The sequence below is a fragment of the Candidatus Auribacterota bacterium genome, from assembly GCA_026392035.1.
Taxonomy (GTDB): Bacteria; Auribacterota; Tritonobacteria; order UBA1439; family UBA1439; genus JAPLCX01.
In genome coordinates this window covers 21,460-45,301 of the sequence record JAPLCX010000030.1, presented here as the reverse complement: position 1 = coordinate 45,301, position 23,842 = coordinate 21,460, and the positions used below count along the sequence as shown (strand labels likewise).

Below are 23,842 nucleotides of genomic sequence, written 5' to 3'. Positions count from 1 at the left end.
CAGCCAAGCCGGCAATTCTATAGCTTTGAATACCGAGAAGTGTGGTAAGATTGCTTCGCATCGGGTAGCTCCTCTCGTCGATTTCTTGCAGGATTTCAACGCGAGGATATACTACCTGATGCCTTCTTTTTTACCTACTTCTTGCACTCCTCGGCATGAAACTACCTTTTTGACCTGTCCGGCTGGCTTGAGCGGAGCCCTTGAAGGCTCAAGCTCAAGCCAGCCAGTAGGATACGTCGGGCTTCATAAATGCAGTCTCGCTAACTCCGTGCAAATTCTTCACAAAAAAGTGTCATGAGCCGTTTTTTATAGGGATATTGTATGACTCCTGTTTGGAAGCAAGAAATAGTCTTTCCTATTATCGCACGGGTTATCCGACATGCCTGCTGTAACCGCAAAGGCTATATTTCTTCTCATAGCATTGCCGCTCGTTTATTACGCGATGCTGAAGGTAGACTTCTTATTGAAGAGGCACAGCAACAGCTGCCTACTATGCCACCGTTGAGATGGATTGGGAGCAACATGGTTGCATGGTTCAGTCAGCGCATATCAGTAAGCAAATCGGAATGGGTCAAAGCTTTTGAACGAGTGCAAGTTGACGGGGAATGGGCATATCGACCTATTGAGCCAAAATAGTGATGTCGCCATGCGATGTGGACCATATTGGTCACTATGATGCTAAAGGGACATTTTTATGGCGCTTTTTAAGAAAAACGGTAACTGGTACATAGATTATTATTGCGACCTTATAAGGTTCCGGCAGAAAATAGGGCCGAGTAAGAAACAGGCTGAGCAGATGCTTGCCATCCGGAAGGCGGCGATACTCCAGGGGAGATTTGAGATTAAGAAACGGCGAAAGTGTCCCACGCTTGCAGAATTCTCAACCCAATACCTGGAACACTCAAAAGCCACGAAGCGGTCATGGAGAAGAGACATTGACATCATTAAGCATCTGAACAGGGTGATGGGCAGTTACCGGCTGGACCAGGTCACTCCGGAGGTGGTGGAGAAGTACAAGTTACAGAGGCGGCAGGAAATCCTGTCGCGGCCCAAGTACAGGGACAGGGATCCCCGGGATGTGCCGATGTCCACCGCGAACAGGGAACTCGCCTGCCTGAAAAACATGTTCAACATGGCAATCAAGTGGGGGAGGGCTGAGAAAAATCCCGCCAGGCAGGTCCAGTTCTATAAAGTAGATAACCTCATGCAGCGGATTCTCTCCGATGAGGAGATTAAGGCGCTTCTGGATTCGTGCAACGGTCATTTGAGGGATATAGTCATAATTGCCCTAAACACCGGCATGAGGCTCGGGGAGATACTCAATCTCACATGGGAGCAGATCAACCTACCACATGGCTATATTACTGTGATAAAGACCAAGAGTGGGAAACAGCGGCAAATACCTATCAACGGAGAAGTCCGTAAGGTATTGAATGGGCACAAGAGAGATGGTATATTTGTGTTCGACAATAATGGTAAATCCTTCGGATCAGTGAAGACGGCTTTTCATAATGCGCTGAGGCGGTCCGGGATTGCAAGATGCCGCTTTCATGATCTAAGGCATACTGTGGCTACCAAGATGGTCCTGGCAGGGGTAAGCCTTCCGGTAGTGAAGGAAATCCTGGGCCATGCTTCAATAGAGACAACAATGAGATACGCCCATCCTACACCGGAGAGCAAGAGGGAAGCGGTTGAGGTACTGGAAGGGCGAAAAGTGGGAAAAGATAGACACTATATGGACACTAGCATCATTTCGGTCCCCGGAGCACTTGCTGTAACTCCTTCCGAGTGAACATATAGCCAGCGTAGCTCAACCGGCAGAGCGGCGCATTCGTAATGCGCAGGTTATCGGTTCAATTCCGATCGCTGGCTCCAGTACTGCAGTGAAGAGTGAACAGTGGAAAGTGGAAGGGAGCCGAAATGGCTCCCTTTGTTTCTGCCTGCTGCTTGAACAACCTCCTACTATTTCTCCGTGTCCTCCGTGCCCCTGCCTGCCGGCAGGCAGGTCCGTGGTGAAAATTAAAACTTGCGGCGCTTGTTGGATGAGCGGATCCCGAGCTCCTTCCGATACTTGGTGACCGTGCGCCGTGCGAGGGTGAGCCCTTTTCCCTTCAGCTTCTCTATTATCTGCTGGTCGCTCAGCGGGCTCTTTGGATCTTCCTGGCCGATCATCTGCTGAATCATGGTTTTAATATTACCGGTCACGACACTCCCGCCGCCCTCCGACGCGATACCCGCGCTGAAGAAATACTTCATGTCAAAGAGGCCGTGGGGAGTTTGGATATACTTGCCGGCGATTGCGCGGCTCACTGTTGATTCATGGATGCCCAGAGAATCCGCCACCTGCTGGAGCGTGAGCGGCGTGAGGCGGGGAATGCCCTCGTCAAAGAATCCCCGCTGCTTCTTCACGATTTCCGAGGCGATGTTGTATATCGTCTGCTGGCGCTGCCTGATGTTGCGCAGCAGCCATTGCCCCCCCTTGATCTTTTCCCGTATGTATGATTTTGTATCCTTGTCGGCATCGGGATTCAGGACCATCTGCTTGTAGAGGTTGCTGATGCGCAGGTGGGGGATGCGGTCGTCATTGAGGATGACGTTGTAGCCCTCAGCATCTTTTTCGACAAAGACATCAGGGGTGCTATACTGGGCGAGCTCGCTCGAGAAGATCCTCCCCGGCTTGGGATCCAGCGTCTCGATAAACTCGGCTATTTTTTGAACCTGTAGCGGAGACACCTTGAGTGCTTTCGCGATTTGACGGTATTTCCTCGCGCCGAGCTCCTCAAGATGCTGCTCGACGATCCTGTACGCCATGCTGTCTTGTTTCGCCAGGCGCCTGAGCTGGATGAGCAAGCACTCGCGGAGATCCCGGGCCCCGACGCCCACGGGGCTGAGGGTCTGGATGAGCGCCAGCATGCGCGCGACCTCATCCACGGGAGCCCCGAGCTGCTGGGCAATGTCCTCGATGGCGCCTCGGAAGTAACCGTTGTCGTCTATGTTCCCGATGAGCGCTTCGCAGATCCTCTTCTCCTCATCGGTGAGAAGGGCGAGTCCAAGCTGGTTCAGAAGATTTTCCTGAAGCGTCTCCGGTTTCACCACCGATGCTTCAAGAAAGCGCCGCTTCTCCTCGTCTTCCTCGGAGTACTTGCGGTAGCTGCCGCTCTGGCGGAAATATTCCTTCCACTCTTCGTCGATCTTCAGGAGCCTGTTGAATTCCTCCTCGAAGTTGAGCTCGCCGGCCTCATCCCGCTTTGAGTCTTCCTCTCTTTCCGATTCCTGCTGTTGCTCAGTCTCCTGGGCCTCTTCCTGCTCTTCTTCCTGGAGGAGTTCTTCTTCAAGGACCGGATTCTGCGCCATCTCCTGGCGGATGGTCTGCTGGAGGAGCGGCAGCGGGAGCAGCAGCAGTTTGATCGCCTGCTGCATCTGGGGGGAGAGAATGAGTTTCTGCGTCTGCCGCTGAACCTGCTCAAGGCGGATTACCATAAGTGTTACCTCTAATTAAGAATACTATGTTTGAATTGGTCAGTCAACAGGATATTCCCGCGGGAGGTAATGCCTCAGTCTTGGGTGGTGAGCGGACCCTCCAATCTGTAGGGGTCGGATCCTTCGGCAGGCTCAGGACAAGTTTTATCCGACCCGTATGGCTTACTGCGGGCTTGATAAATCAAGCCCCTACAGTAATACCACCCATAACTGAGGGGTTACCGCGGGAGAGTTACCGCTCTCCCTGGCAAGAGGAAGAACCTGTCGGCAAGTTGTGAATTGCTCCCGTTGAGTAGCTCTTTGCGAGTGCGACAGTTATGCACTGAGCGCAGGCCCTCATGATGTGGATCAGGCAAAAATGTATTGCACCCCTGAAGTGATATGGTATTCTATTATACGCTCCTGGGGTTGGAGGTTTCTATATCAATTATATCGATGCAGCTCCGCAGACTATCTAACCGTGTCAGCGTTCTGTTGATCGCAATCGCCATTTTTCCGCTGGTGTTTTCCAATGGAGCGGAATCGGCCCCCTCTAAAAAGCCATGCCGTTGGAGATACATCGTCATCCACCACAGCGCCACCCGTAAGGGGAATGCTGCGATCATGGATCGATACCACAGCAAGCTCAGACATATGGTAAACGGCCTCGCCTATCATTTCGTGATCGGAAACGGCACCTCTGGTTGTGGGGACGGGGAGGTAGAGGAGAGCCACCGCTGGAGAGCACAGCTTCCCGGCGGGCACGCCAAGCAGCCGTGGCTCAATGAATCCGGCATCGGGATCTGCCTCGTGGGCAATTTTAACCGGCAGACGATGAGTAAGAAACAGATGGATTCGCTTGTCAACCTGGTGAACAAGCTGCGCGCGACGTATGATATACCCCTGAGTTGCATAAAGGGTCACGGCGATTTCACGGGGGAACACACCATGTGCCCTGGATACAACTTCCCGATGAAGAAATTTAAGGAGCGGTTGAAAGCAAAACCCTCATCCCCGGCGCTCCATATGCCGCTCCCCTCCGCAGCGCTGAGGACAAATACCGCTATGAAAACAGGGGCGACGCAGCGCGTGGGCCTCCTTTCTGCGCCGAGAAGGTGAATCGATGCGCCCTACATTCCGGGATCTCCGCACATCTGCCGCCGCGCGTAGAGATCCGATAGGTATGCACCTGCTCAACCCATCGACTGAAGCGCCGCGATGAATCCTCACGCAAGACCGATCCTAGACGGCCGCTTTTTCCTCATACTCCTTTGCGTTGCCGCATTTCTCGTCTATTCGAGCCTTCCCCGAGTGGCATACAAACCAGGCGCTGACGAGGGTTACTATCTGAACTACGCCACGCGCATGAGCACTGAAGGCATCAGCTCATTCCCTGGGATGTTCAGCGACTATGTACATAATAGAGCTCACTGGATTTTTCCAAGCCCGCTGAGGGTGGCGTATATCACACTCGCGGGCGCCTGGGTAAGCCTGTTCGGGCCCTCATATATCGCGCTGTCATGGCTGTCGCTCTGCTGCTACTGCGGCGCGCTCGCCGTCTCGTATTGTTTCTGCAGAAAATATTACGGCGAGACCACCGCCTTCTTTTTTTCCATGCTCATCGCATTTTCCCCTCTCAACATGGCGATGGCGCGGCGCGCACTCGTTGACGGCCCCGCAAATATGTGCGCGATCGTGGCCGTATGGCTGCTATTCGATGCGGTGGATGAGGGGAACGGGATGCGGCGGGCTCTGTTCGTAGGTGTTTATGCAATCACCATTCTCATGAAAGAGGTTCTGGTATTGCTGGCGCCTGTGTTCGCTATTTATCTGGGGATCTTGAAATACGTGAAAAAACAACAGGTGTCCCTGCGCGATATCCTGTTGATAACCGTATGTCCGCCCTTATTGGCGCTCGGGGTCTGCATCCTTGCCTCCGGCAACGCGGCGGATGTTTTTAAGGTTATACAGATCATCATGACCTCGCCGGCGGCGAACAGGTATGCGAATCTATACTGTTCGGGCGCCTGGATCAGCTACCTCGTGGATTTCATATTGCTCTCGCCATGGGTGTGCATACTCGCCATAGGCTATTTCTTCAGCCAGATGTGCATGCCTCAGCGCAGGGAGGGGGACCGGTACTTTTCCGTGCTCGGTGTGTGCTACTTATTTTCCCTGATATTTTTCGTAAAGAACGTACGGTATGCAATGCTCCTGGATACCCCGCTGCGGCTGTTTGCCGTATTGATGATCCAGAGGATCGCGGAGACCTATACTCCCCGGCACGCGATTGTCGTGTGTGCCCTCTGCGTCGCTGCCATAAGCGTGTTTGACTACATCCTTTTCTATAACATTTTTGTCCTCCACAACCTCTACGACCCTGTGAGCATGTATCTGCTCCAGGAGCGGCGGCTCATCCCGGCCGGGTGACGGCAGCGGCGTACACAACCCACGGCGCAGCAGTTACCGACGCGCCTGAGAGATGGTGATTTCAGCATGCGATCTGACCATGAGGATACGCGATACATCTGGGCCGCATCTGTGCTCAACAGGGCGATTGTCGTCCTGTCGCTGCTCTTGTGCGTGAGCCTGTATAAGAACATATCATATCCCCTCCTCTGGAATGACGAGTCAGAGACGGCCATGACCGCGGCAAAAATCCTCCAATATGGCTATCCCAAGGTTCACGACGGCATAAACGTGATCTTTCTCCCTCTGATGCGGCAGTGGGTGGGATATAAGGCACCATGCGATGCGAACATAAGTATCGGCTGGGCTAACTACTACTTTGCCACTATCGGCGTCCTCCTCGCAAAACTGACCCGGGATATCTATCTCCAGACAGCTCTGGTGCGGGTGCCGTTTGCTACCGCCGGATTGATCGGTTTGATTGTCCTGGCACTGTCGGCGAGGGGCATTTTCCCGAGCCCGCTCCGTTACAGGATATTCCTCGCCATATTTGCCTGTGTGGAGCTATGCTCGGTATTCCTGCTCCTGCACATGCGGGAAGCGCGATATTACTCCTTGGTTATCTTACTGAGCGCCTGCTTTTTATACGTATGCACGCGCCGGTTCATCCATGGGGAATATCATTTTGGCGGCTATCTTGCCTCCATGACCCTGCTGCTTGTGATCGCCTTCAACGTGAGCTTTGTTCTCTTCTATATTTTTTGCGCGGCGCTCCTCTTTGTTCAGGCAGTCAATTCTGCGGGTACCATTCTCGCGAGAGCTCCGGGTGAATCAGGGGAGCCGTTTGAACCGCGGAGGTGGTGCCTGGAGTTGCTGGGTGCAGTGGCTCCGGTGCTGGTTGCGGCGGCCCTGCTCGCGCCGCTGTTCGTGTTCTACGAGACCTTCAAGACCTCGGCGCTCCTCGCGCAGATGTACAATTTCACCTTCGAGACGTACCTCTCGCATCTCACGCTGATTGTGAAATATTTTTCAGAGCTGGAATTGCTCTATGTGGCCCTCGCATTGAAAATATGTGCGCTGATCGGATGGATATATACGAGGGCAGCGGGCGGCCCCGGCGTGGATTATCCCGGATGGCGTGTGGAGAACAGCAGGATGCAGAAGTTTTCATTTTTGCTCACCTCATTCATTGTGATTTACAGCCTGCTGATCGCGAATATACCCAGTTACCTCTTCGTGAGATACTACATTGTGCTCCAGCCGGTCATGGCGGCAATGATGATCACGGATCTTTTCATAGTGATCGGGTACGTCAATACGCTGGTTCCGACAGGCAGGAGGCTGCCGGCGGGAACCTGTCTCGCCACAGTGGTAACAGCACTCTCCCTGGTAGTTTTTTATCACACATCCGCATATACCAAAGGATATATCTACCAGCTGACCCATCAATATAAAGGGCCGCTCGATTATATAATCCCATGGATCAAAGAGAATAGGGGAGACACGGAGCGGCTTGTGGTTGCGACAAATTATGAAGAGTGCTCGTATATGTACTACCTGGGCTGCAGGGTGACGGTCGGCCTCACCGGCAAGAACCTCGATGAGGATCTGCGGTATCAGCCTGACATACTGGTCGAACGGAAGGCGTATGGCCGGACACACGGTGTCTTCAGGCGGCTCTTGCAGCAAGGGAACTACGTGAAGGTTTCTTTCCCGGTGTATGACTATCCGGTGAATAATATCCCCGATCCGTTTTACTATGGCCATCTCTTTGAGACCATGTATGCCCGGAATGAGAATGAGAAATCGGATATGTACATCAGGGTCGAGGGGCCGCGGCGCCCGGCGTCGTGATGGCGCCGCTCGGTACCTGCGCCGCGTGTGCGCACTTTATAGTGGCGCCGGAGCAAAATTACAGATAAACTTGTGGATTATTTGCGAATGTCTCCATCTGCCCAATATGTGCGGAAGTGGTGGAACTGGCAGACACGCAAGGTTGAGGGCCTTGTGACCCTAACGGGTTATGGGGGTTCAAATCCCCCCTTCCGCACCATAACTACAGTGAAAAGTGGAAAGTGGAAAGAATGGAGGAGAAGATACAATGGCGGTAAGGATTGGGATTAACGGATTCGGACGCATAGGGCGGCAGGTGTTCAGGATACTCCAACAGCAGGGGATGGAAGGTGTTGAGGTCGTGGGGGTCAATGACCTGACCGATGCTCCCACCCTGGCGCATCTCTTGAAGTATGATTCGGTGCACGGGCGTTTTCGAGGGACCGTCGAGTTGAAGGACGGCGCGTTCGTGGTGAATGGGCGCACGATTCAGGTGCTCTCAGAGAAAGATCCCGCCGCCCTGCCGTGGAGGGAACTCGGTGTCTCGATTGTGCTGGAATCGTCGGGCGTTTTCAGGAAGAAAGAGCAACTGCAAAAGCACGTGGACGCAGGGGCGAAGAAGGTCCTGCTCACCGTCCCCGCCAAGGGAGAGATCGACGCGACCGTTGTGGTGGGGGTTAATGAGAAGACGATTAAACCAGAGGATCGCTTCATTTCAAACGCCTCATGCACCACGAATTGCCTCGCGCCGATGGTCAAGGTGCTCCATGAGTCATTCGGAGTTGAGCGGGGGCTGATGACGACGATTCACTCCTACACGAACGACCAGAGAATCTTGGATCTGCCGCACGAGGATCTGCGTCGGGCGCGCGCCGCGGCGCTCAACATGATTCCCACCACCACGGGCGCCGCGACCGCGGTGGGGAAGGTGATACCCGAGCTCAAGGGAAAACTCGATGGGTTGGCGATACGGGTTCCGACTGCGGATGTTTCGGTCACCGATCTTGTCGCGGTGACCACGAAAAGCATCACGGTGGAAGCGGTAAATTCCGCCATGAAAAAGGCGGCGGAAGGGCCGCTCAGGGGGATCATCGAATACTGCGATGAACCGCTGGTGTCGGTCGATTTTGTGGGGAACACCGCCTCCTGCATTTTTGACTCGCTCTGCACCATGGTGATGGGCGACCGGATGGTGAAGATGATCGGCTGGTACGATAACGAGTGGGGATACTCCTGCCGCTGCGTGGATCTCCTGAAGCTGCTCGCCAGGTTGCTGTAACACAAGAATTGGAAATTGGAAATTGTGAATTGTAAATTTTAAATTGGGATTTGGGATTTTGGATTTGGGATTTCAGAGGGTATGCCGAAGCTTTTTATCGAAGATCTAGACGTCAAAGGGAAGCGGGTGCTCATGCGGGTTGATTTCAACGTCCCGATGGGCACGGATGGGCGTGTCGCCGATGACAGCCGGATCAGGGCGAGCATTCCCTCAATCCGATACGTGGTGGAGCACGGCGGCGCGCTGATTCTCATGTCTCATCTGGGGAGGCCTGACGGGAAGGTTGTCCCGTCACTGAGCTTGAAACCCGTGTCCATGCGGCTCTCCGAGATACTGGGCAGGCCCGTTGCCCAGCTCGGCGATTGTGTGGGAGCCGAGGTCGAGAAATTCGTCAGCGGGATGAAGGCGGGCGATATCGCGATCCTGGAGAACGTGCGGTTCCACCCGGAGGAAGAGGAGAATGACGAGGCCTTCAGTAAGGCGCTCGCTTCCCTCGGCGATGTGTACGTGAACGATGCGTTCGGCACCGCACACCGGGCGCACGCCTCGACCGTCGGGGTGACGCACTATATCGCGAAGGCCGCCGCGGGCTACCTGATGCGGGACGAGATCAGGCATCTCGGCGATCTCCTCGCGAATCCCCGACGCCCCTTCGTGGCAATCCTCGGCGGCGCGAAGATCTCCACGAAAATCGCGGTGATCGAGAAGCTGATGGAAAAGGCCGACGATGTGCTGATCGGCGGAGCGATGAGTTACACGCTGCTCAAGGCGCAGGGGGTTCCAGTCGGGTCGTCGCTCGTCGAGATGGACAGGCTGGCGCTCGCATCCTCGCTCATGCGCACGGCCGCCGATCGGCGGAAGGAGCTCATGCTGCCTGTTGACCACCTCATCGCGAAGAAAGTAGAGAGGGGGAGCGAGACGAAATTGGTCGGGAGAGACGGTATCGGGGACGGATGGATCGGGGTTGATATAGGCCCGCGCACTATCGCAATTTACGGAGAGAGGATCGCCGCAGCGAGAACGATATTCTGGAACGGGCCGATGGGCGTGTTCGAGATCGACGAGTTTGCGAAGGGGACTGAAGCGATCGCGCGGAAGATTGCGGATTCCACAGCGGTGAGCGTGGTCGGCGGCGGAGATTCCGTGACCGCGATTAACAAATTCGGCCTCGCGGACAGGATCACGCATATCTCCACGGGCGGCGGCGCCTCGCTCGAGTTCCTGGAGGGGAGGGAGCTCCCCGGCATCGCCGCATTGACTGACAAGTGATTATATTTCTTACCACGGAGACACAGAGTACACGGAGTCAGAGGAGCTAACGTAGAAACAATTTTTACGATTAAGAAGTTCTCCGTGCACTCCGTGCCTCCGTGGTGAAAGTTGAATGGTAACTATGAGACGGCCACTGATAGCGGGCAACTGGAAGATGCACAAGACGGTCGGGGGGGCCATCGAGCTCGTGGGGGCCCTGAAGCGGGAGCTCTTCGACGAACGGGCGACCGAAATCGTCGTCTGCCCGCCGTTCACCGCGCTCAGCCCGATCGGGGAGATACTCGAGGGGAGCACCATACAGATGGGGGCCCAGGATCTCTACTGGGAGGCTGAGGGCGCCTACACGGGCGAGATCAGCGCGGCGATGCTCAGGGATGTCGGCTGCGGTTTTGTGATCGTTGGCCACTCAGAACGGCGGCGGCTCTTCGGAGAAACGAACGAAACGGTGCGAAGGAAGATTGGCGCGGCGCTCTCGGCCGGTCTCACGCCGATCGTGTGTGTGGGAGAGACGCTCGATAAAAGGGAGCACGGAGTCACCGACGAAGTCCTGAGAAAACAGATGGACGGCGCGTGTGCCGCGCTTGACGAGGGGGATTTCCTGAAATGCCTCATCGCCTATGAGCCGGTGTGGGCGATCGGGACCGGACGTACCGCAACGCCGGAGCAGGCGGCGGCGGCCCACGCGACGATCCGTCTGTGGGCGAGGGAGCGCTACCACAGGGGGGCGGGAGAGAAGCTGCGCATCCTCTACGGCGGGAGTGTCACCCCCGGCAATATTAAAGAATTGATGGCGCAGGAGGACATTGACGGGGCCCTCGTCGGGGGCGCGAGCCTTGACGCGGATTCGTTTTGCGGGATTGTGAGATACGACAGGTAAGGAGAAAGAGAAATGCTGTTCATAATAGTGGTGATCGTGCATATAGCGAGTTGCGTTCTTCTGGTTGTCGCCGTGCTGCTTCAATCGGGCAAGGATGCCGGACTCTCGGGGGCGTTCGGCCTTGGGGGCGGCGGGCAGACGATATTCGGCGCGCGCGCCGGCGACGTGCTCAGCAAGGCAACCGTCGTCTTCGCAGTGACGTTTATCGCCACCTGCCTGCTCCTCACCAGGGTCCGGCCCGGCGGCGGAAGGTCCATAGTGAGCGCGGTCGCTGAGGAGAAGAAGGCGGCGCCGGCAGGGGCAGTGGAGAAACCCACGCTCCCGTCAGATGCACAAAAGGATACCGGCGCGGAGCGCAAGAACGCCGCTGCAAAGTAAACGCAAGAGGAAGGGGAGATCGCGCGCATCCACCGACTGTCCAGCGTTGGTGGATTCTTTGCGTGGGCACCGGCTTTCACCCATGGATATTTTATACGAGGGGAGAGCAACCGTTCATCGCGGAGCCACTCCCTCACCTCGGATGCGTGGAAGCATATGGCTAAACCCTTGCTCGATGTTGTTGACCTCAGGACGCACTTTTTTTCTGACGAGGGCGTCGTCAGGGCTGTGGACGGCGTCTCCCTGAGCATAAGCGAGGGAGAGACACTCGGCCTTGTGGGCGAGAGCGCGTGCGGCAAGAGCGCCACCGCGCTTTCGATCCTGAGGCTCATTGATCCCCGTCAGGGGGCAGTGGTCGGCGGGCGTGTGCGGTGGCGGGGGAGGGACCTGCTCACCCTCTCCGAGCGGGAGATGCGGCTTGTCCGCGGCAATGAGATCGGGATGGTTTTTCAGGATCCATTCGCGTCGCTCAACCCCGTCTTCACGATCGGCAACCAGCTCTCTGAATCGGTGAGGATTCACCAGGGCGCCGGACGGCGGGAAGCGCTCTCGAAATCGCGAGAGGCACTCGCGCGCGTGCGCATCCCCTCACCCGAGATGCGGCTCCACGAGTATCCGCACCAGATGTCAGGCGGGATGCAGCAGAGGGTGATGATCGCCATGTCGCTCTTATGCAATCCGCGATTGCTCATCGCGGACGAGCCGACAACGGCCCTGGACGTGACCATCCAGGCGCAGATACTCGATCTCCTGGAGGAGAGACAGAGGAGCTCTGGCATGGCGCTCCTGCTCATCAGCCACGATCTGGGCGTCATCTCGGAGCTCGCCGACCGCATCGCGATCATGTACGCCGGAAAAATCGTCGAGGAGGGGCCGGCCCGGCAACTCCTCGCCTCACCCGCGCATCCGTACACGCGCGCGCTGCTGAGGTCAGTGCCGCTCCTGGGGGGAGCGCGGCGAGCGCGTCTCGAGGCGATCAGGGGGAGCGTCCCCAACCCGACCGAGTATCCTCTCGGATGCCGTTTCCATCCGCGATGCGGCATGGCACAGCGTGTCTGTGTCGAGCGAGAGCCGGAATTGAGCCAGTGCGCCCCGGGCTATCGCACCGCGTGTCATTTTGCCGAGCGGATCCCGGCGGCAGCGCGCTAGCTGGAGGACATGGATTTTATACTTTGCACTTTTAGCCTTTAGCTTTTGGCCGTAGTGAAATGCCTGATCAAATGAAAGAAATGGTGTGGATCTCACGGGAGATCATGTGCTCCATATGGGAAAGGTTTCAGCGGGGCCTCACGCTTCCAGAGGAGGAGCATATCGCCGGGGCGCTTCGCGAGCACGATGAGTACAAGAGCGCGTGGGAGGCGGGCAGCGCGGCCCCGGACGAGCACTGCACGGTCAACGGTGCGAATCCTTTTCTCCACGTGCACATCCATGTTGCCGTGGAGAATCAGTTGCGGGGTGGCGACCCGCCAGGGGTGAGCGTCGTTCTCGGCGAGCTCCAGAGGAAGGGGATTGACCGTCACGAGGCCATTCATATGATAGGCTCCGTGCTGATCAACGAGATATATGAGATCATGGGCGCACACCGCCCCTTCGATCGCGCGCGTTACCTGAAGGGGCTCGATAACTTGCTGCACCGTGATCAAAACTGAACGCGGGAATATCGCCTACGGCAATGGCGCCGGGTGTGCCGCGTTTCACACAATGAGGGGAGGTCCATGGTATGAGCAGACATCCGAGCTTCGGCGGGAGCGGGAAGGTTAAGGCGAGGAGGAATGTCCTCAAGAGGTTCGAGCGCATTGACATTCTCAAGGCCAAGGGAAAATTAAAAGAAGGGGATTCCCCGCTCGGCCTGCCCAAGACGAAGGTGACGGAGTAACTTGGTTGAGGGCTGAGGGTTCAAATGTAAAGGTGTGTCCGCTCAACCCCGAACCCTCATCCATCAACCTTTTTTTTATGATGCAAAGACTCCAAAAAATATTGGCTGAGGCGGGGTATGGGTCGCGGCGTGCGTGCGAAGAGCTCATTGTCCAGGGTCGCGTCTGCGTCAATGGGATGCGGGTGAGTGATATTGGAACCCGCGCCGATGCGTCACAGGATACAATCACCCTCGACGCGGAAAGGGTCAGGCTCGAGAAAAAGGTGTATTGTGCACTCAATAAACCGCGAGGGTATCTTTGCACGAACTCCGACGAGCGCGGGCGGAGGACAATTTTCGATCTCCTGCGGCGGGTCCCGCAGAGGTTGTACGCCGTGGGGCGTCTCGACCTGGATGCGGAGGGCCTCGTGGTGCTCACCAACGACGGGGATTTTACCCATCGCGTCGCGCACCCGCGCGGCGGTGTCGGCAAAACATACCAGGTATGCATAGAGCGGCCGCTCTCGCCGAAGGCGAGGGAGGTCCTGGAGCGAGGCGTATTCCTCGATGGCAGAAAAACCCTCCCCGCGAGCGTGCTGAAGCGGGAGCGGTCGGGCAGGGGAGAGATGATCACCATAAGGATCAGGGAGGGGAGGAAGCGTCAGCTCAAGAGGATGTTTCTCGCGGTGGGATGTCCCGTGAAGCGGTTGCGGAGGATCGCGATCGGCGAACTGAAACTCGGGGCGCTCCCGGTGGGCGGATACCGGTTCCTCGGGGAAGAGGAATTGGATAAGCTATTCGAGCGAAAGGAGTCGTCGGGGGCACATTCACGAACGCATCGCATACGGAGGAGCGCGCAATGAGGACGAACATATTGCAGCAAGGGGGTGTCTCTATCTTTCGTGTTGCGGCGTGCGTGGCCGGCGTTGCGGCATGCAATCCAGGCATTTCGCTCGCGGGGCAGATCGGTTTCCCCTGCGTCGGGGAGATAAACACTGACCGTGTCAACCTGCGCGCGGGGAGGAGTCTGAACTACGAAATCCTCGCGCGGCTCGACAGGGACACGCGAGTGACCGTGTGCGGCCGGGTCTCGGGCTGGTATTGCGTCATGCCGCCCAGGGATGTCCCGTTCTGGGTCTCGAGCCGTTATATCTCCGGAGGGAGCGTGCTCACCGGCCGCCTCAATGTCCGCGCAAAGCCGTCGGCGAGTTCAACGGTGGTCTGCCAGCTCTCGAGGGGTGAGCGGGTTGAGGAAATCGAGAAGCGAGGGGAGTGGACTTCGATCAGTCCGCCCCGCGGGACATACCTATGGGTGAGTTCCGAGCTCATTGACCTTCTGCCCGACGAGAAGGGGAGCGAGAAGCCGGAGAAGCTGTCTTCCGAGGAGGAGGATGAGGAGGAGAAAGCCATGGAGGTAGAGGAGCAGCCAGTCGCTTCTGCACCGCCGAGGGTGGAGGGGGCGATGATCGAGGGGCAGCCAGGGGCCCCCGCAACCATACGGCTGGAGATGGCCGGAATCCCCCGCGCCTACGAGGGCAGAATAGTGAGGTCGGAAGAGAGCGCCATTTCGGGAGCGGACCACAGCCTCGTCGCGGGATTTCTGCGCATGCGGGTTCTGTGCCTCCTCAAGTCGAGGGCGACCAACCTCTCCTACTATGAAGGCGACAGCGTGAAGGTGTGGGGATATGAGATGGGCCGGTCCACGTCAGGGATACCGGTGCTCGACGTGAGGCGCATTGAGGTGCAGTGATGCGGTTATCACCATGGAAGAGGATATAGTGATGCGACTGGGCACATTCCGCGGTGGTATCCACCCTCCCGAGCGCAAGGGGATGACGAAGGACTGCCCGATCAGGCGCGCCGCCCTGCCCCCGGTTGTCCGCATCCCGCTCGTCCAGAACGCCGGCGAGCCTCCGCGCTTCATGGTGAGCGCGGGGCAGCATGTCCGCACGGGCGAGAAGATAGCGGAGGCTTCAGGGCCGGTCTCGGTTCCTCTCCACGCGAGCATCTCCGGAACCATCACCCGCATCGAGAATGTACCCGTCCCTTACGGCGGGGTGGGGCTGGCGGCGGAGATCGAGGGGGACGGAAAGGACGAGCGGGTGTGGGGGAGCGTGGCGGGCGGTGATCCATCCGCGCTGTCGAGGGAAGAGATTGTCGCGCGCATCAGAGACGCAGGGGTCGTCGGGTTGGGGGGGGCCGAATTCCCTGCGCATTTCAAACTGTCGCCCCCGCCGGAGAAGAAGCTTGAGTGGGTGATTATCAACGGCGCAGAGTGCGAGCCATTCCTCACCGCCGACCATCGCCTCATGCTGGAAATGCCGGGGGACGTGATCGCGGGCACCCGCCTCATCATGCGAGCTGCGGGTGTGGAGCGCGCGTTTATCGGCATCGAGGATAACAAGAGGGACGCGTACGAGACGATACGGGAGGCATCGGCGGCGATGCCTGATATCACGCCGGTGCTCCTCAGGGTCAAGTATCCCCAGGGGGCGGAGAAACAGCTCATCTCGGCCATTGTGAAGCGTGAGGTCCCTCCCGGGGGGCTCCCCGCGGATGTGGGGGTGGTGGTGCAGAATGTGGGCACCGCTGTGGCGGTCTGGGAGGCGTGCAGTGCGGGGAAGCCGCTCGTTGAGCGGGTGATCACGGTCTCCGGCCAGGGCGTGCGCGAGCCGGCGAACTGGCTCGTGCGCATAGGGACGCCCTTTAAGGATATCATCGAGCAGAGCGGCGGCCTGACTCCTGACGCCGCCGTGCTCATCATGGGAGGGCCGATGATGGGGGTGGCGCAGTGGACCACGGACGTGCCCGTGGTGAAGGGGACATCAGGGATTATTGCCCTCCCGGAGTGCGCGGCGTCGGAGACGAAGCCGCGCGCGTGCCTCCGCTGCGGGCTCTGTCTCCGCGTGTGCCCTATGGGTCTCTCGCCCGCGCTCATCCGGCAGGCGGCGGAAAAGGGACGGTGGGACCTCGCCGAACAGTACGGCATTGCCGAGTGCATGGAGTGCGGCGCCTGCGCGTATGTGTGCACGACGAGCAAGAACCAGATACAGCTGTATAAGAGGGCGAAGCTGGAGCTGAAGAAAAGGGGCAGCCATGTCAGCTGACGACCAACGGCTTTTTATCCTCTCGCCCGGGCCGCATCTCAGCTCCGATGAGTCGGTAGAGAGGATCATGTGGCGCGTGACCATTGCGCTGCTCCCCGCGCTCGGCTGGGGCATCTGGTCATTCGGTCTCGCTGCGCTGCGCGTGACGGCTGCCTGCGTCGTGAGCTGCGTGGTTGTCGAGGCCATCGTCCAGAGGCTGCTCAGGAAACAGGTGACGGTGAGCGACGGCAGCGCGGTGGTAACCGGCCTCCTCCTCGCCTTCAATCTCCCCCCAGGCGTGCCGCTCTGGATGCCCGCCGTGGGTAGCGGCGTCGCAATCGCGATCGCGAAGCACGCGTTCGGCGGCCTCGGCTACAATATATTCAACCCCGCCCTCATCGGGAGGGCGTTCCTGATGGCGTCCTATCCGGTGCAGATGACCACGTGGAGGCCCTACGGAGCCTGGGATAACGTGACGGGCGCCACGCCGCTGGGGATTGTCAAAGAAAAGCTCGCTATCCAACTCCCCTCATATATGGACATGTTCCTGGGGCGGATCGGAGGATGTATCGGCGAAACATCCACGCTGCTGCTCCTGCTGGGTGCGGCCTTCCTGCTTGTCAAGAGCGATATCACCTGGCACACGCCCGTTTCATTCCTCGGAGCGCTGGCCCTCATGAGCTGGCTCAGCGGCCGTGATCCGTTGTTCGCGATTCTCGCCGGGGGCGCGGTGCTGGGAGCCTGTTTCATGGCCACGGACATGGTGACTGTGCCGATCTCGGGGAGGGGGAGGCTGATTTTCGGCGGCGGCTGCGGAGTGATCACCGGTGTGATCCGGGCCTGGGGAGGGTACCCCGAGGGGGTGTGCTACGCGATCCTGCTCATGAACGCGTTCACCCCGGTCATAGACCGCTACACGCCGCCGAGGAGATTCGGAAGCCGCGCAAAGCGAAGTTAAGTTTCCACCACAGAGACACGGAGGACACGGAGAAAGCGATTAGAATTTTTGCAATAATTTTTCTATACACTGCCTCCGTGATCTCCGTGCCTCCGTGGTGAAAATATATACTATTTTTATCTGATAAGGATATTGTATGCGGGATGTGCTGAAACTGACGGTGCTGCTCACGGTCGTGTGCCTGCTGAACGGCCTCGCCCTGGGGCTGGTCTATGAGGTGACGAGAGGGGCAATCGCGAAGACGGCGGCGCGCACGGTCGCCGAATCTCTGAAACTGGTGGTCCCTCAAGCCGATCGATTCTCAGAGAAAAAAGAATGCCCCCTGGCGGGCGGCCGGGCGATCGCCTACCGTGAGGCGTATTCCAGAAGCGGCGAGCTCATCGGGTACGCACTCGCGAGCGAGCGGCAGGGATATCAGAGCGTCCTCAAGGTTCTCGTCGGCATCAACCCCCAGGGGGTCATTCAGGGGGTCAAGGTGCTGGAGCAGGCAGAGACGCCCGGGCTTGGCTCGCGCATTGATGAGCTCAAGGTCAGTGAGACAATCTGGACATGCATTGCGAATCTCTTCAACAAGAAAAACGCCGGTGCCGCGGATCAGCGGCCGTGGTTTCAGGAACAGTACCGCGGGCTCGCGGCGGGTGAGATCACGCTGCTCAGGCCGTCTCAGGGTGGAAAGGGAATCCACGCGCTGACGGGGGCGACGATTACGAGCCGCGCCCTCACGCAGGCGGTCAGGGATTCGATCGAGGCGTTCCTCAAAGCGAGGGGCGCGCGGAAATCATAAGAAGCGATCGAGCCGGCCTTGCACGAAGGCAGGCAGGTCGCGTGGCGGCTATGAGGGTAGTGTCAAAAGTTTTATGAAAAAACTAAATGCAACCACAGATTGCACAGATAGTTGTAAAGATTTTTTGGGGGGAGGGAATCCGCGCTAATCTGTGGTGAATAAATCTGTGGTAAATGGAGAAGGGAAAGAATTTCCATACAGTGGGTTAATTACAGGCATATTACCGCAGATAAATCACCACTGATTTACTCAGAAAAGGCATAAGTAATCAGAGAAATCTGTGGTTGCTTTAGAGAAACTTTTGACATTACCGCTATGAGATAGGGGGGAGTAATGGCCCGCGAGAATGCAGAGAAGACAAGCCACTGGAAGGAGTTCACGAAAGGGATTGTGACCCTCAATCCGATATTCGTGATCGTCCTCGGCCTCTGCCCGACGCTCGCGGTTTCAGTGAGCATATCGAACGCGCTCGGCATGGGGGCGGCGGCCACGTTTGTCCTCCTGGGCTCAAACATCGTCATCGCCGCGCTCATGCGGTTTCTCGACAGGGTGTTCCCCCCCGAGCTCATCAAGCAGGTTCAGAAAATACGCATCCCCATCTACATCGTGATCATCGCCTCATTCGTAACGATCGTTGACCTCGTCATGCACGGCTTCGCGCCGGCGCTGTACGCGCGCCTCGGCATCTATGTTCCGCTCATCGTGGTGAATTGCATCATCCTGGGACGAGCGGAGGCATTCGCGGCGACGAGCGGGGTGCTCGCCGCAGTTCTCGACGCGCTTGGCATGGGGGTGGGCTTCACCCTCGCCTTGCTCCTGCTCTCGACGGTGAGAGAGATTATCGGCGCGGGAAAATTTTATGGCTATCTCGTCTTTGGAGCCGGCTATCAGCCGATGCTGATTATGACCCTTGCCCCGGGCGCCTTGCTCACGTTTGGCCTCTTCATGGGGCTGTTCCGGCACGTGAAGGCGAAAAGAGGGGACCATGAACCTGTTTGAGCTGTTCTCTATTTTTATCGGCGTCGTGCTGGTGAATAATTTCATATTCTGCCAGTTCCTCGGCCTTTGCCCCTACATAGGGGTCACGGAGAGAACCTCATCCGCGATGGGGATGGGGATGGCGGTCATCTTCGTGATGACGCTGAGCTCGGTGATCACCTGGGCGATCTACGAATGGGTCCTCGTGCCGTGCGGGATCACCTATCTCTACATTATCGCCTTCATCCTGGTCATCGCGGCATTCGTGCAACTGGTCGAGATGTTCCTGCAGAAGTCGGTCCCTGCTCTCTACCGCGCGCTCGGGATATATCTTCCGCTCATCACCACGAACTGCGCCGTGCTCGGCGTGGCGACGCTGAACAAGCAGCAGTTGTTCGGAACGCCCGGCAGCCTGATCAAGTGCATCGTCCAGGGATTCGGGGGCGGCGTCGGTTTCACCCTCGCGATGCTGATCATGGCGGGAATACGGGAGCGACTGGATTTTGCGGATGTCCCGCAATCGCTCAGGGGTATTCCGATAGCGCTCATCACGGCGGGCCTGACGGCGATCGGCTTTCTTGGTTTTGCAGGTCTGTCGTTCTAATCCTATATGATTTTGGGATTTGGAATTTGGGATTTGGGATTTCGCAGGATTGTTGGGGTTTTGGATTTGAAAGATGCATAATGTCGTGATGTTATCGCTGCTGGTGCTCGGCCTCATGGGCTTGTGCCTCGGGCTGATCCTGGCAATATTCAGCCGTATCTTCGCCGTCAGGATCGACCCGCGGATTGAAGAAGTCGCGGGTGCCCTGGCGGGGCTCAACTGCGGCGTGTGCGGCTATGCGGGGTGCAACGCGATGGCTGAGGCGCTCGTGGCGGGGAAGGCGCACGCGCGTCAGTGCACGCCCGGCGGCGCCGCGGCGGTAAAGAAGGTTTCGCAGATACTCGGGAGGGAAGAGCTCCCCGCCGAGCCGCGCGTGGCGGTTGTGAAGTGCCGGGGGGGGAGGGATGAGGCGAGGGAGAAGGCGAGATACAGGGGTGTTGAGGACTGCGTGGCGATTGAGGTTCTCGATGCGGGCGCGAAGTCCTGTATCTATGGGTGCCTCGGCATGGGGTCGTGCGTGGGCTCCTGCCCGTTCGGCGCGATCCGGATGACCGCAAACCGGTTGCCTGAGATCGTAGAAGCGAAGTGCACGGCGTGCGGCAAATGCGCCGCCATGTGCCCCCGCAATGTCATCGCGCTCATCCCGCGCCGGCAGAGGGTGTACCTCGGCTGTGTGTCGAGGGAGAAGGGGAAGAAGGTAAAACAGGTCTGCACGGTTGGCTGCACCGCGTGCGGCCTCTGCGCTCTTCCCGCGATTACACCTTCAGGCAAGGTGGTCATGAAAAATAACTTGCCGGAATTCCCTCCGGACTGGGATGACTTTGCGGCGGCGGCGGAGAAGTGCCCATCGAGATGCTTTATCATTCGCAAGGTGTGAGTGCTCGCGCCTTGGGTCAGACTTGAATTTATCGAACTAACGCCAACGTTAGTTGGATAGCCACAGATGAACACAGATGCAAAAAACGGGTATCGGTTTCTAGTTTCGCGTTTCTAGAAATATCATTTTAATCTGTGTGTATCTGCGTGCATCCTGTTTCAAAATACGTATCTGTGTTAACCTGTGTTTATCTGTGGTTGTAAGTTAAGTTGCATTTCTGGTTAAGATTAGGTGACCCATGGCTAAGATTCTGGATGGTAAAAAGATTGCCGCCGAAATCACGCAGGAGATAAAGAAAGCGGTTGGGAAGCTGCGCCTTGAGAAAGGCGTTGTCCCCGGCATTGCCTTTATCACGGCCGGCGACGATCCGGCATCCCGAGCGTATGTGACGATGAAGGAGCGGGCGTGCGAAGAGGCGGGTATTCGCTCCTGGCAATTCTCCTTTCCCGCATTGACAAAGGAGGAGAAGCTCCTCGCCAAAATCAAAGAGCTGAATGCCAGCCCAGAGGTGCACGGGATTCTTGTCCAGCTCCCTCTCCCCGCGGGTCTTGACACGCACACAATACTCGCCGCCGCTTCTCCAGAAAAAGACGTGGACGGTTTCCATCCCGTGAACATGGGCAAACTGCTGCTCGGCCAGGAGGGGTTCTGCCCGTGCACGCCCATGGGGATCGTGGAGCTCCTCATCCGGTCGGGGATGTCATGGCGCGGGAAGGATGTGGTGATCGTCGGGAGGAGCACTATCGTGGGGAAACCGCTCGCGGCGCTGCTCATGCAGCGGCGGCGCGAGGCGAACGCGACGGTGACGCTGTGCCATACAGGAACGCGCGACCTGGCCGCGCATACGCGGCGGGCGGAGATACTGGTCGCGGCCATCGGGAAGGCCCGCTTCATCAAAGCCGATATGGTGGGCGAAGGCGCGGCGGTCATAGATGTCGGCATCAACCGGGTGGAGGACAAAACTGTAGAACGCGGATACCGGCTCGTCGGGGATGTGGATTTTGACGAGGTCGCCCCTAATGTGGCTGCCATAAGCCCCGTGCCGGGCGGAGTCGGCCCGATGACGATCGCCATGCTGCTTCGGAACACCCTGAAGGCCGCCGCCCAATCCTGCCAGGCTAACGGCCGTTAGCCGCACCCCAGAAACTTTTTTTCACCACGAAGGACACGCTCCCAAGGGATCCCTTCGGGAAAGGGCTTGAAAAATATTTCTTGAGCACCGATTTACCTGATCGCTCCGAATTCAAATAAGATTCTGAACTTTCATGAGGGTGTGATGTTCTAAAATGCGTGTGCATATCTTCGGATGACGGAACAGTTTCCAAGATGCGTGTAAAACTATCAAGCAACCTATTTCTCCCACGTTGACTCACTCTGTTTTTCATAATCTGCTACATACTATTGTGTCACCGCGCCTCTTTTATTTTTCCCCTGCCATGGCCCGATGAGCCGAATTTTCTCTGGCAGGCGATAGCGTTCAAGGACACCAACTCTTTGTTCTCCCCGGCCCTCAACCCACAGCGCACTATCATGTGGATGCCCCCCGGCTACATGATTGTGACGGGGACGTTATTCAAGATTGTTGGTTTCTCCTTCGTGTCCGCACGGACGATATCTCTTGTATCCATGGTGATTTCCTTCATCCTGCTCACTCTCCTTACCAGGCATTACGGCCTCGACACACCTTCAGTGCTGGTGTGCGGCCTCTTCTTTCTCAATAGGTATTTCATCGCCGCCGGTAATGTCGCCCGCATGGAGGCTATGCTCTTATGCGTGATATGTCTCGGTTTCATGATGTTACAGAGGAAAATGATCTATAAAGGGCTGGCCCTACTGTTATTATCACCGCTTATACACCCCAACGGCCTGTATTTCATCGCGGGGGCGTGTATGTATTACTTCACCAACGGGCGAGGACAATTGAGGGGAAGGGATTTCACAAAATCCGATCTCGCAATTATTTCACTAGCCATTGCTCTTCTCCTCGGCTACCTCCTATACGTCATTCTCCAATGGCAATGGTTTTGGTCTGACATGGCAACGCAATTCGCGAGAAAATTAAAAAGCAGCGCGCCTCGGCGTATGTTTAACCGATACAATCTATCAATCCTATTCCTAATCTTGCTCTGTTATTTTTACTGCGTCAAAAAAGACATCCGTGCTGTATTCCTCTTGTTTCTCGGGGTGCCTGCGTTGCTCGTCAAGTTAGTCGGCGCCGAAATGTGGTATGACGTATTTGATGGTATCGGCCATCTAATCTTATTCATCCTAATAGTGCATGTGGCGTATAACCTCGCTGCCGCTTTGACTGCGCTTTTTCGACGGATAACAATGGCAGCGTTGGTGATCCAGCTTATCTGGTGGGGCTATGCGATCCATTGGATTGAAAACCCGTTCAATTACGCAGCTCATCCCAAATGGCATGAAATGCAGATGCCAAGACATGATGATGTACCTTACATAACCAACTCCGACATTAAGACGATACAGGCAACGCTGAAGTCGCGATGCTCTCCTCACCATCACACGCACATTGGGTTTATTCCGAGGGCTGACGGCCTCTTTTTCCAAGGCATGAGCAGAGAGGGTATCCAGATAATAAATCCACTCTTCTATGACTATGATCAAGTCGGCAATGTGTACATAGTCCACATGTCCAGATATTCCCCCAAAAGATCGGCGCATGGACTGAGGCGATTGTTTCTAAGGTCCGGTATAAATCCCGACGAGCATGTTATCTTAAAGAGGGATGGTACGGAAGTCTGGTATTTCTACATAATTAAGGAAGGTGATTTGGAAAAAATCAAGACAGCCAGCGATCCGAAGCGTAGGTTGTAGCACGCTGTAGACGTTGTGAAGTGCTGCCCTACAAAGATTCTCTCAGTGCATTCAGTACCCTCAGTGGTTGCTTCCGATGTCATCCTCTCCGTGCTCTCTGTGTCTCCGTGGTGAAAAACTACCGTAGTGGTTATGCGACGGGGGATTTTTACGCGATCCCTGCTTGACTGAGGGCTAAAAATAGTGTAATATCAAATGCGATGGGAGATAAGAAAAACATAGGGTGCTCGGGGCTCGGTTACTGATTTCCTCACAAAGCCTAAAAAGCTCAGGATATCTCGAACCAGCCCAGGGGCACCCTTTATATTATGCTTACATTATATCAAAATTGCAGTGATGTGCAATAAAAAAATGA

23 protein-coding genes and 2 tRNA genes are annotated in these 23,842 nt (G+C 56.8%); 23 read left to right on the top strand and 2 right to left on the bottom strand.

What is annotated here, in order from left to right; genetic code table 11:
- Window positions 1-694 precede the first annotated feature (694 nt).
- The gene (locus NTX71_03210) at window positions 695-1,792 is read left to right on the top strand and encodes a site-specific integrase (protein ID MCX6338912.1); all 1,098 of its coding nucleotides are present in this window, start codon (window positions 695-697) and stop codon (window positions 1,790-1,792) included.
- Window positions 1,793-1,799: 7 nt separating this feature from the next.
- Window positions 1,800-1,875: transfer RNA gene (locus NTX71_03205), tRNA-Thr, on the top strand.
- Window positions 1,876-2,019: 144 nt separating this feature from the next.
- Here NTX71_03205 and rpoN read toward each other — a convergent pair.
- Complete coding sequence (gene rpoN / locus NTX71_03200; protein ID MCX6338911.1) at window positions 2,020-3,480, bottom strand: RNA polymerase factor sigma-54; 1,461 nt, start codon at window positions 3,478-3,480, stop codon at window positions 2,020-2,022.
- 435 nt (window positions 3,481-3,915) lie between these two features.
- On the opposite strand from rpoN, the gene NTX71_03195 reads away from it, so the two are divergent.
- The 20 genes from NTX71_03195 to folD all read left to right on the top strand — a co-directional run bounded on the left by NTX71_03195 (window position 3,916) and on the right by folD (window position 21,781).
- The gene (locus tag NTX71_03195; protein ID MCX6338910.1) at window positions 3,916-4,578 is read left to right on the top strand and encodes a peptidoglycan recognition family protein; all 663 of its coding nucleotides are present in this window, start codon (window positions 3,916-3,918) and stop codon (window positions 4,576-4,578) included.
- A gap of 99 nt (window positions 4,579-4,677) precedes the next feature.
- Window positions 4,678-5,889 carry a glycosyltransferase family 39 protein gene (locus tag NTX71_03190; GenBank protein ID MCX6338909.1) on the top strand — a complete coding sequence of 404 codons (1,212 nt, stop codon included), beginning with the start codon at window positions 4,678-4,680 and terminating at the stop codon, window positions 5,887-5,889.
- Window positions 5,890-5,955: 66 nt separating this feature from the next.
- Window positions 5,956-7,722, top strand: coding sequence for a hypothetical protein (locus NTX71_03185; GenBank protein MCX6338908.1), 1,767 nt, complete (start codon window positions 5,956-5,958; stop codon window positions 7,720-7,722).
- Window positions 7,723-7,832: 110 nt separating this feature from the next.
- Window positions 7,833-7,921, top strand: a tRNA-Leu gene (locus tag NTX71_03180).
- 48 nt (window positions 7,922-7,969) lie between these two features.
- Entirely contained in the window at window positions 7,970-8,980 is a 1,011-nt protein-coding gene (gap, locus tag NTX71_03175) for a type I glyceraldehyde-3-phosphate dehydrogenase (GenBank protein MCX6338907.1), read from the top strand.
- An 81-nt stretch (window positions 8,981-9,061) separates the two neighbouring features.
- Entirely contained in the window at window positions 9,062-10,249 is a 1,188-nt protein-coding gene (locus tag NTX71_03170) for a phosphoglycerate kinase (protein MCX6338906.1), read from the top strand.
- A 124-nt stretch (window positions 10,250-10,373) separates the two neighbouring features.
- On the top strand, window positions 10,374-11,129 hold the full coding sequence (gene tpiA / locus NTX71_03165) for a triose-phosphate isomerase (protein MCX6338905.1): 756 nt from the start codon (window positions 10,374-10,376) through the stop codon (window positions 11,127-11,129).
- 12 nt (window positions 11,130-11,141) lie between these two features.
- Entirely contained in the window at window positions 11,142-11,507 is a 366-nt protein-coding gene (gene secG / locus NTX71_03160) for a preprotein translocase subunit SecG (protein ID MCX6338904.1), read from the top strand.
- 156 nt (window positions 11,508-11,663) lie between these two features.
- Window positions 11,664-12,656, top strand: a complete 993-nt coding sequence (locus tag NTX71_03155) for an ABC transporter ATP-binding protein (protein MCX6338903.1) — start codon at window positions 11,664-11,666, stop codon at window positions 12,654-12,656.
- 71 nt (window positions 12,657-12,727) lie between these two features.
- On the top strand, window positions 12,728-13,156 hold the full coding sequence (locus NTX71_03150; GenBank protein ID MCX6338902.1) for a DUF1841 family protein: 429 nt from the start codon (window positions 12,728-12,730) through the stop codon (window positions 13,154-13,156).
- 71 nt (window positions 13,157-13,227) lie between these two features.
- Window positions 13,228-13,383, top strand: a complete 156-nt coding sequence (locus tag NTX71_03145; protein MCX6338901.1) for a small basic protein — start codon at window positions 13,228-13,230, stop codon at window positions 13,381-13,383.
- A 77-nt stretch (window positions 13,384-13,460) separates the two neighbouring features.
- Window positions 13,461-14,225 carry a pseudouridine synthase gene (locus NTX71_03140; GenBank protein ID MCX6338900.1) on the top strand — a complete coding sequence of 255 codons (765 nt, stop codon included), beginning with the start codon at window positions 13,461-13,463 and terminating at the stop codon, window positions 14,223-14,225.
- Window positions 14,222-15,112, top strand: coding sequence for an SH3 domain-containing protein (locus NTX71_03135; GenBank protein ID MCX6338899.1), 891 nt, complete (start codon window positions 14,222-14,224; stop codon window positions 15,110-15,112). The genes NTX71_03140 and NTX71_03135 overlap by 4 nt, the downstream gene beginning before the upstream one ends.
- Window positions 15,113-15,125: 13 nt before the next feature.
- Entirely contained in the window at window positions 15,126-16,469 is a 1,344-nt protein-coding gene (rsxC, locus tag NTX71_03130) for an electron transport complex subunit RsxC (protein ID MCX6338898.1), read from the top strand.
- On the top strand, window positions 16,459-17,406 hold the full coding sequence (locus NTX71_03125) for an RnfABCDGE type electron transport complex subunit D (protein ID MCX6338897.1): 948 nt from the start codon (window positions 16,459-16,461) through the stop codon (window positions 17,404-17,406). The genes rsxC and NTX71_03125 overlap by 11 nt, the downstream gene beginning before the upstream one ends.
- 136 nt (window positions 17,407-17,542) lie before the next feature.
- On the top strand, window positions 17,543-18,190 hold the full coding sequence (locus NTX71_03120) for an RnfABCDGE type electron transport complex subunit G (protein MCX6338896.1): 648 nt from the start codon (window positions 17,543-17,545) through the stop codon (window positions 18,188-18,190).
- Window positions 18,191-18,523: 333 nt separating this feature from the next.
- On the top strand, window positions 18,524-19,189 hold the full coding sequence (gene rsxE / locus NTX71_03115) for an electron transport complex subunit RsxE (protein MCX6338895.1): 666 nt from the start codon (window positions 18,524-18,526) through the stop codon (window positions 19,187-19,189).
- The gene (locus tag NTX71_03110; protein ID MCX6338894.1) at window positions 19,176-19,772 is read left to right on the top strand and encodes an RnfABCDGE type electron transport complex subunit A; all 597 of its coding nucleotides are present in this window, start codon (window positions 19,176-19,178) and stop codon (window positions 19,770-19,772) included. The genes rsxE and NTX71_03110 overlap by 14 nt, the downstream gene beginning before the upstream one ends.
- Before the next feature lie 73 nt (window positions 19,773-19,845).
- Window positions 19,846-20,649: an RnfABCDGE type electron transport complex subunit B gene (locus NTX71_03105; protein MCX6338893.1), complete on the top strand. Its 804-nt coding sequence runs from the start codon at window positions 19,846-19,848 to the stop codon at window positions 20,647-20,649.
- Between the two features lie 238 nt (window positions 20,650-20,887).
- On the top strand, window positions 20,888-21,781 hold the full coding sequence (gene folD / locus NTX71_03100) for a bifunctional methylenetetrahydrofolate dehydrogenase/methenyltetrahydrofolate cyclohydrolase FolD (GenBank protein ID MCX6338892.1): 894 nt from the start codon (window positions 20,888-20,890) through the stop codon (window positions 21,779-21,781).
- A 274-nt stretch (window positions 21,782-22,055) separates the two neighbouring features.
- On the opposite strand, the gene NTX71_03095 is transcribed toward folD, so the two are convergent.
- Complete coding sequence (locus tag NTX71_03095; GenBank protein ID MCX6338891.1) at window positions 22,056-22,181, bottom strand: hypothetical protein; 126 nt, start codon at window positions 22,179-22,181, stop codon at window positions 22,056-22,058.
- 19 nt (window positions 22,182-22,200) lie between these two features.
- Here NTX71_03095 and NTX71_03090 point away from each other — a divergent pair, with 19 nt between their 5' ends.
- Window positions 22,201-23,487, top strand: a complete 1,287-nt coding sequence (locus tag NTX71_03090) for a hypothetical protein (protein ID MCX6338890.1) — start codon at window positions 22,201-22,203, stop codon at window positions 23,485-23,487.
- The last annotated feature ends 355 nt before the right edge of the window (window positions 23,488-23,842 follow it).

Coding starts and splice junctions, on each gene's coding strand:
- NTX71_03170 (MCX6338906.1), top strand. CDS start 9,062: ATGCCGAAGCTTTTTATCGAAGATCTAGACGTCAAAGGGAAGCGGGTG.
- NTX71_03150 (MCX6338902.1), top strand. CDS start 12,728: ATGAAAGAAATGGTGTGGATCTCACGGGAGATCATGTGCTCCATATGG.
- rsxE (MCX6338895.1), top strand. CDS start 18,524: ATGGCCCGCGAGAATGCAGAGAAGACAAGCCACTGGAAGGAGTTCACG.
- NTX71_03090 (MCX6338890.1), top strand. CDS start 22,201: ATGATTGTGACGGGGACGTTATTCAAGATTGTTGGTTTCTCCTTCGTG.
- NTX71_03155 (MCX6338903.1), top strand. CDS start 11,664: ATGGCTAAACCCTTGCTCGATGTTGTTGACCTCAGGACGCACTTTTTT.
- rsxC (MCX6338898.1), top strand. CDS start 15,126: ATGGAAGAGGATATAGTGATGCGACTGGGCACATTCCGCGGTGGTATC.
- NTX71_03105 (MCX6338893.1), top strand. CDS start 19,846: ATGCATAATGTCGTGATGTTATCGCTGCTGGTGCTCGGCCTCATGGGC.
- NTX71_03145 (MCX6338901.1), top strand. CDS start 13,228: ATGAGCAGACATCCGAGCTTCGGCGGGAGCGGGAAGGTTAAGGCGAGG.
- tpiA (MCX6338905.1), top strand. CDS start 10,374: ATGAGACGGCCACTGATAGCGGGCAACTGGAAGATGCACAAGACGGTC.
- secG (MCX6338904.1), top strand. CDS start 11,142: ATGCTGTTCATAATAGTGGTGATCGTGCATATAGCGAGTTGCGTTCTT.
- NTX71_03095 (MCX6338891.1), bottom strand. CDS start 22,181: ATGATAGTGCGCTGTGGGTTGAGGGCCGGGGAGAACAAAGAGTTGGTG.
- rpoN (MCX6338911.1), bottom strand. CDS start 3,480: ATGGTAATCCGCCTTGAGCAGGTTCAGCGGCAGACGCAGAAACTCATT.
- folD (MCX6338892.1), top strand. CDS start 20,888: ATGGCTAAGATTCTGGATGGTAAAAAGATTGCCGCCGAAATCACGCAG.
- gap (MCX6338907.1), top strand. CDS start 7,970: ATGGCGGTAAGGATTGGGATTAACGGATTCGGACGCATAGGGCGGCAG.
- NTX71_03120 (MCX6338896.1), top strand. CDS start 17,543: ATGCGGGATGTGCTGAAACTGACGGTGCTGCTCACGGTCGTGTGCCTG.
- NTX71_03185 (MCX6338908.1), top strand. CDS start 5,956: ATGCGATCTGACCATGAGGATACGCGATACATCTGGGCCGCATCTGTG.
- NTX71_03210 (MCX6338912.1), top strand. CDS start 695: ATGGCGCTTTTTAAGAAAAACGGTAACTGGTACATAGATTATTATTGC.
- NTX71_03110 (MCX6338894.1), top strand. CDS start 19,176: ATGAACCTGTTTGAGCTGTTCTCTATTTTTATCGGCGTCGTGCTGGTG.
- NTX71_03135 (MCX6338899.1), top strand. CDS start 14,222: ATGAGGACGAACATATTGCAGCAAGGGGGTGTCTCTATCTTTCGTGTT.
- NTX71_03190 (MCX6338909.1), top strand. CDS start 4,678: ATGAATCCTCACGCAAGACCGATCCTAGACGGCCGCTTTTTCCTCATA.
- NTX71_03140 (MCX6338900.1), top strand. CDS start 13,461: ATGATGCAAAGACTCCAAAAAATATTGGCTGAGGCGGGGTATGGGTCG.
- NTX71_03195 (MCX6338910.1), top strand. CDS start 3,916: ATGCAGCTCCGCAGACTATCTAACCGTGTCAGCGTTCTGTTGATCGCA.
- NTX71_03125 (MCX6338897.1), top strand. CDS start 16,459: ATGTCAGCTGACGACCAACGGCTTTTTATCCTCTCGCCCGGGCCGCAT.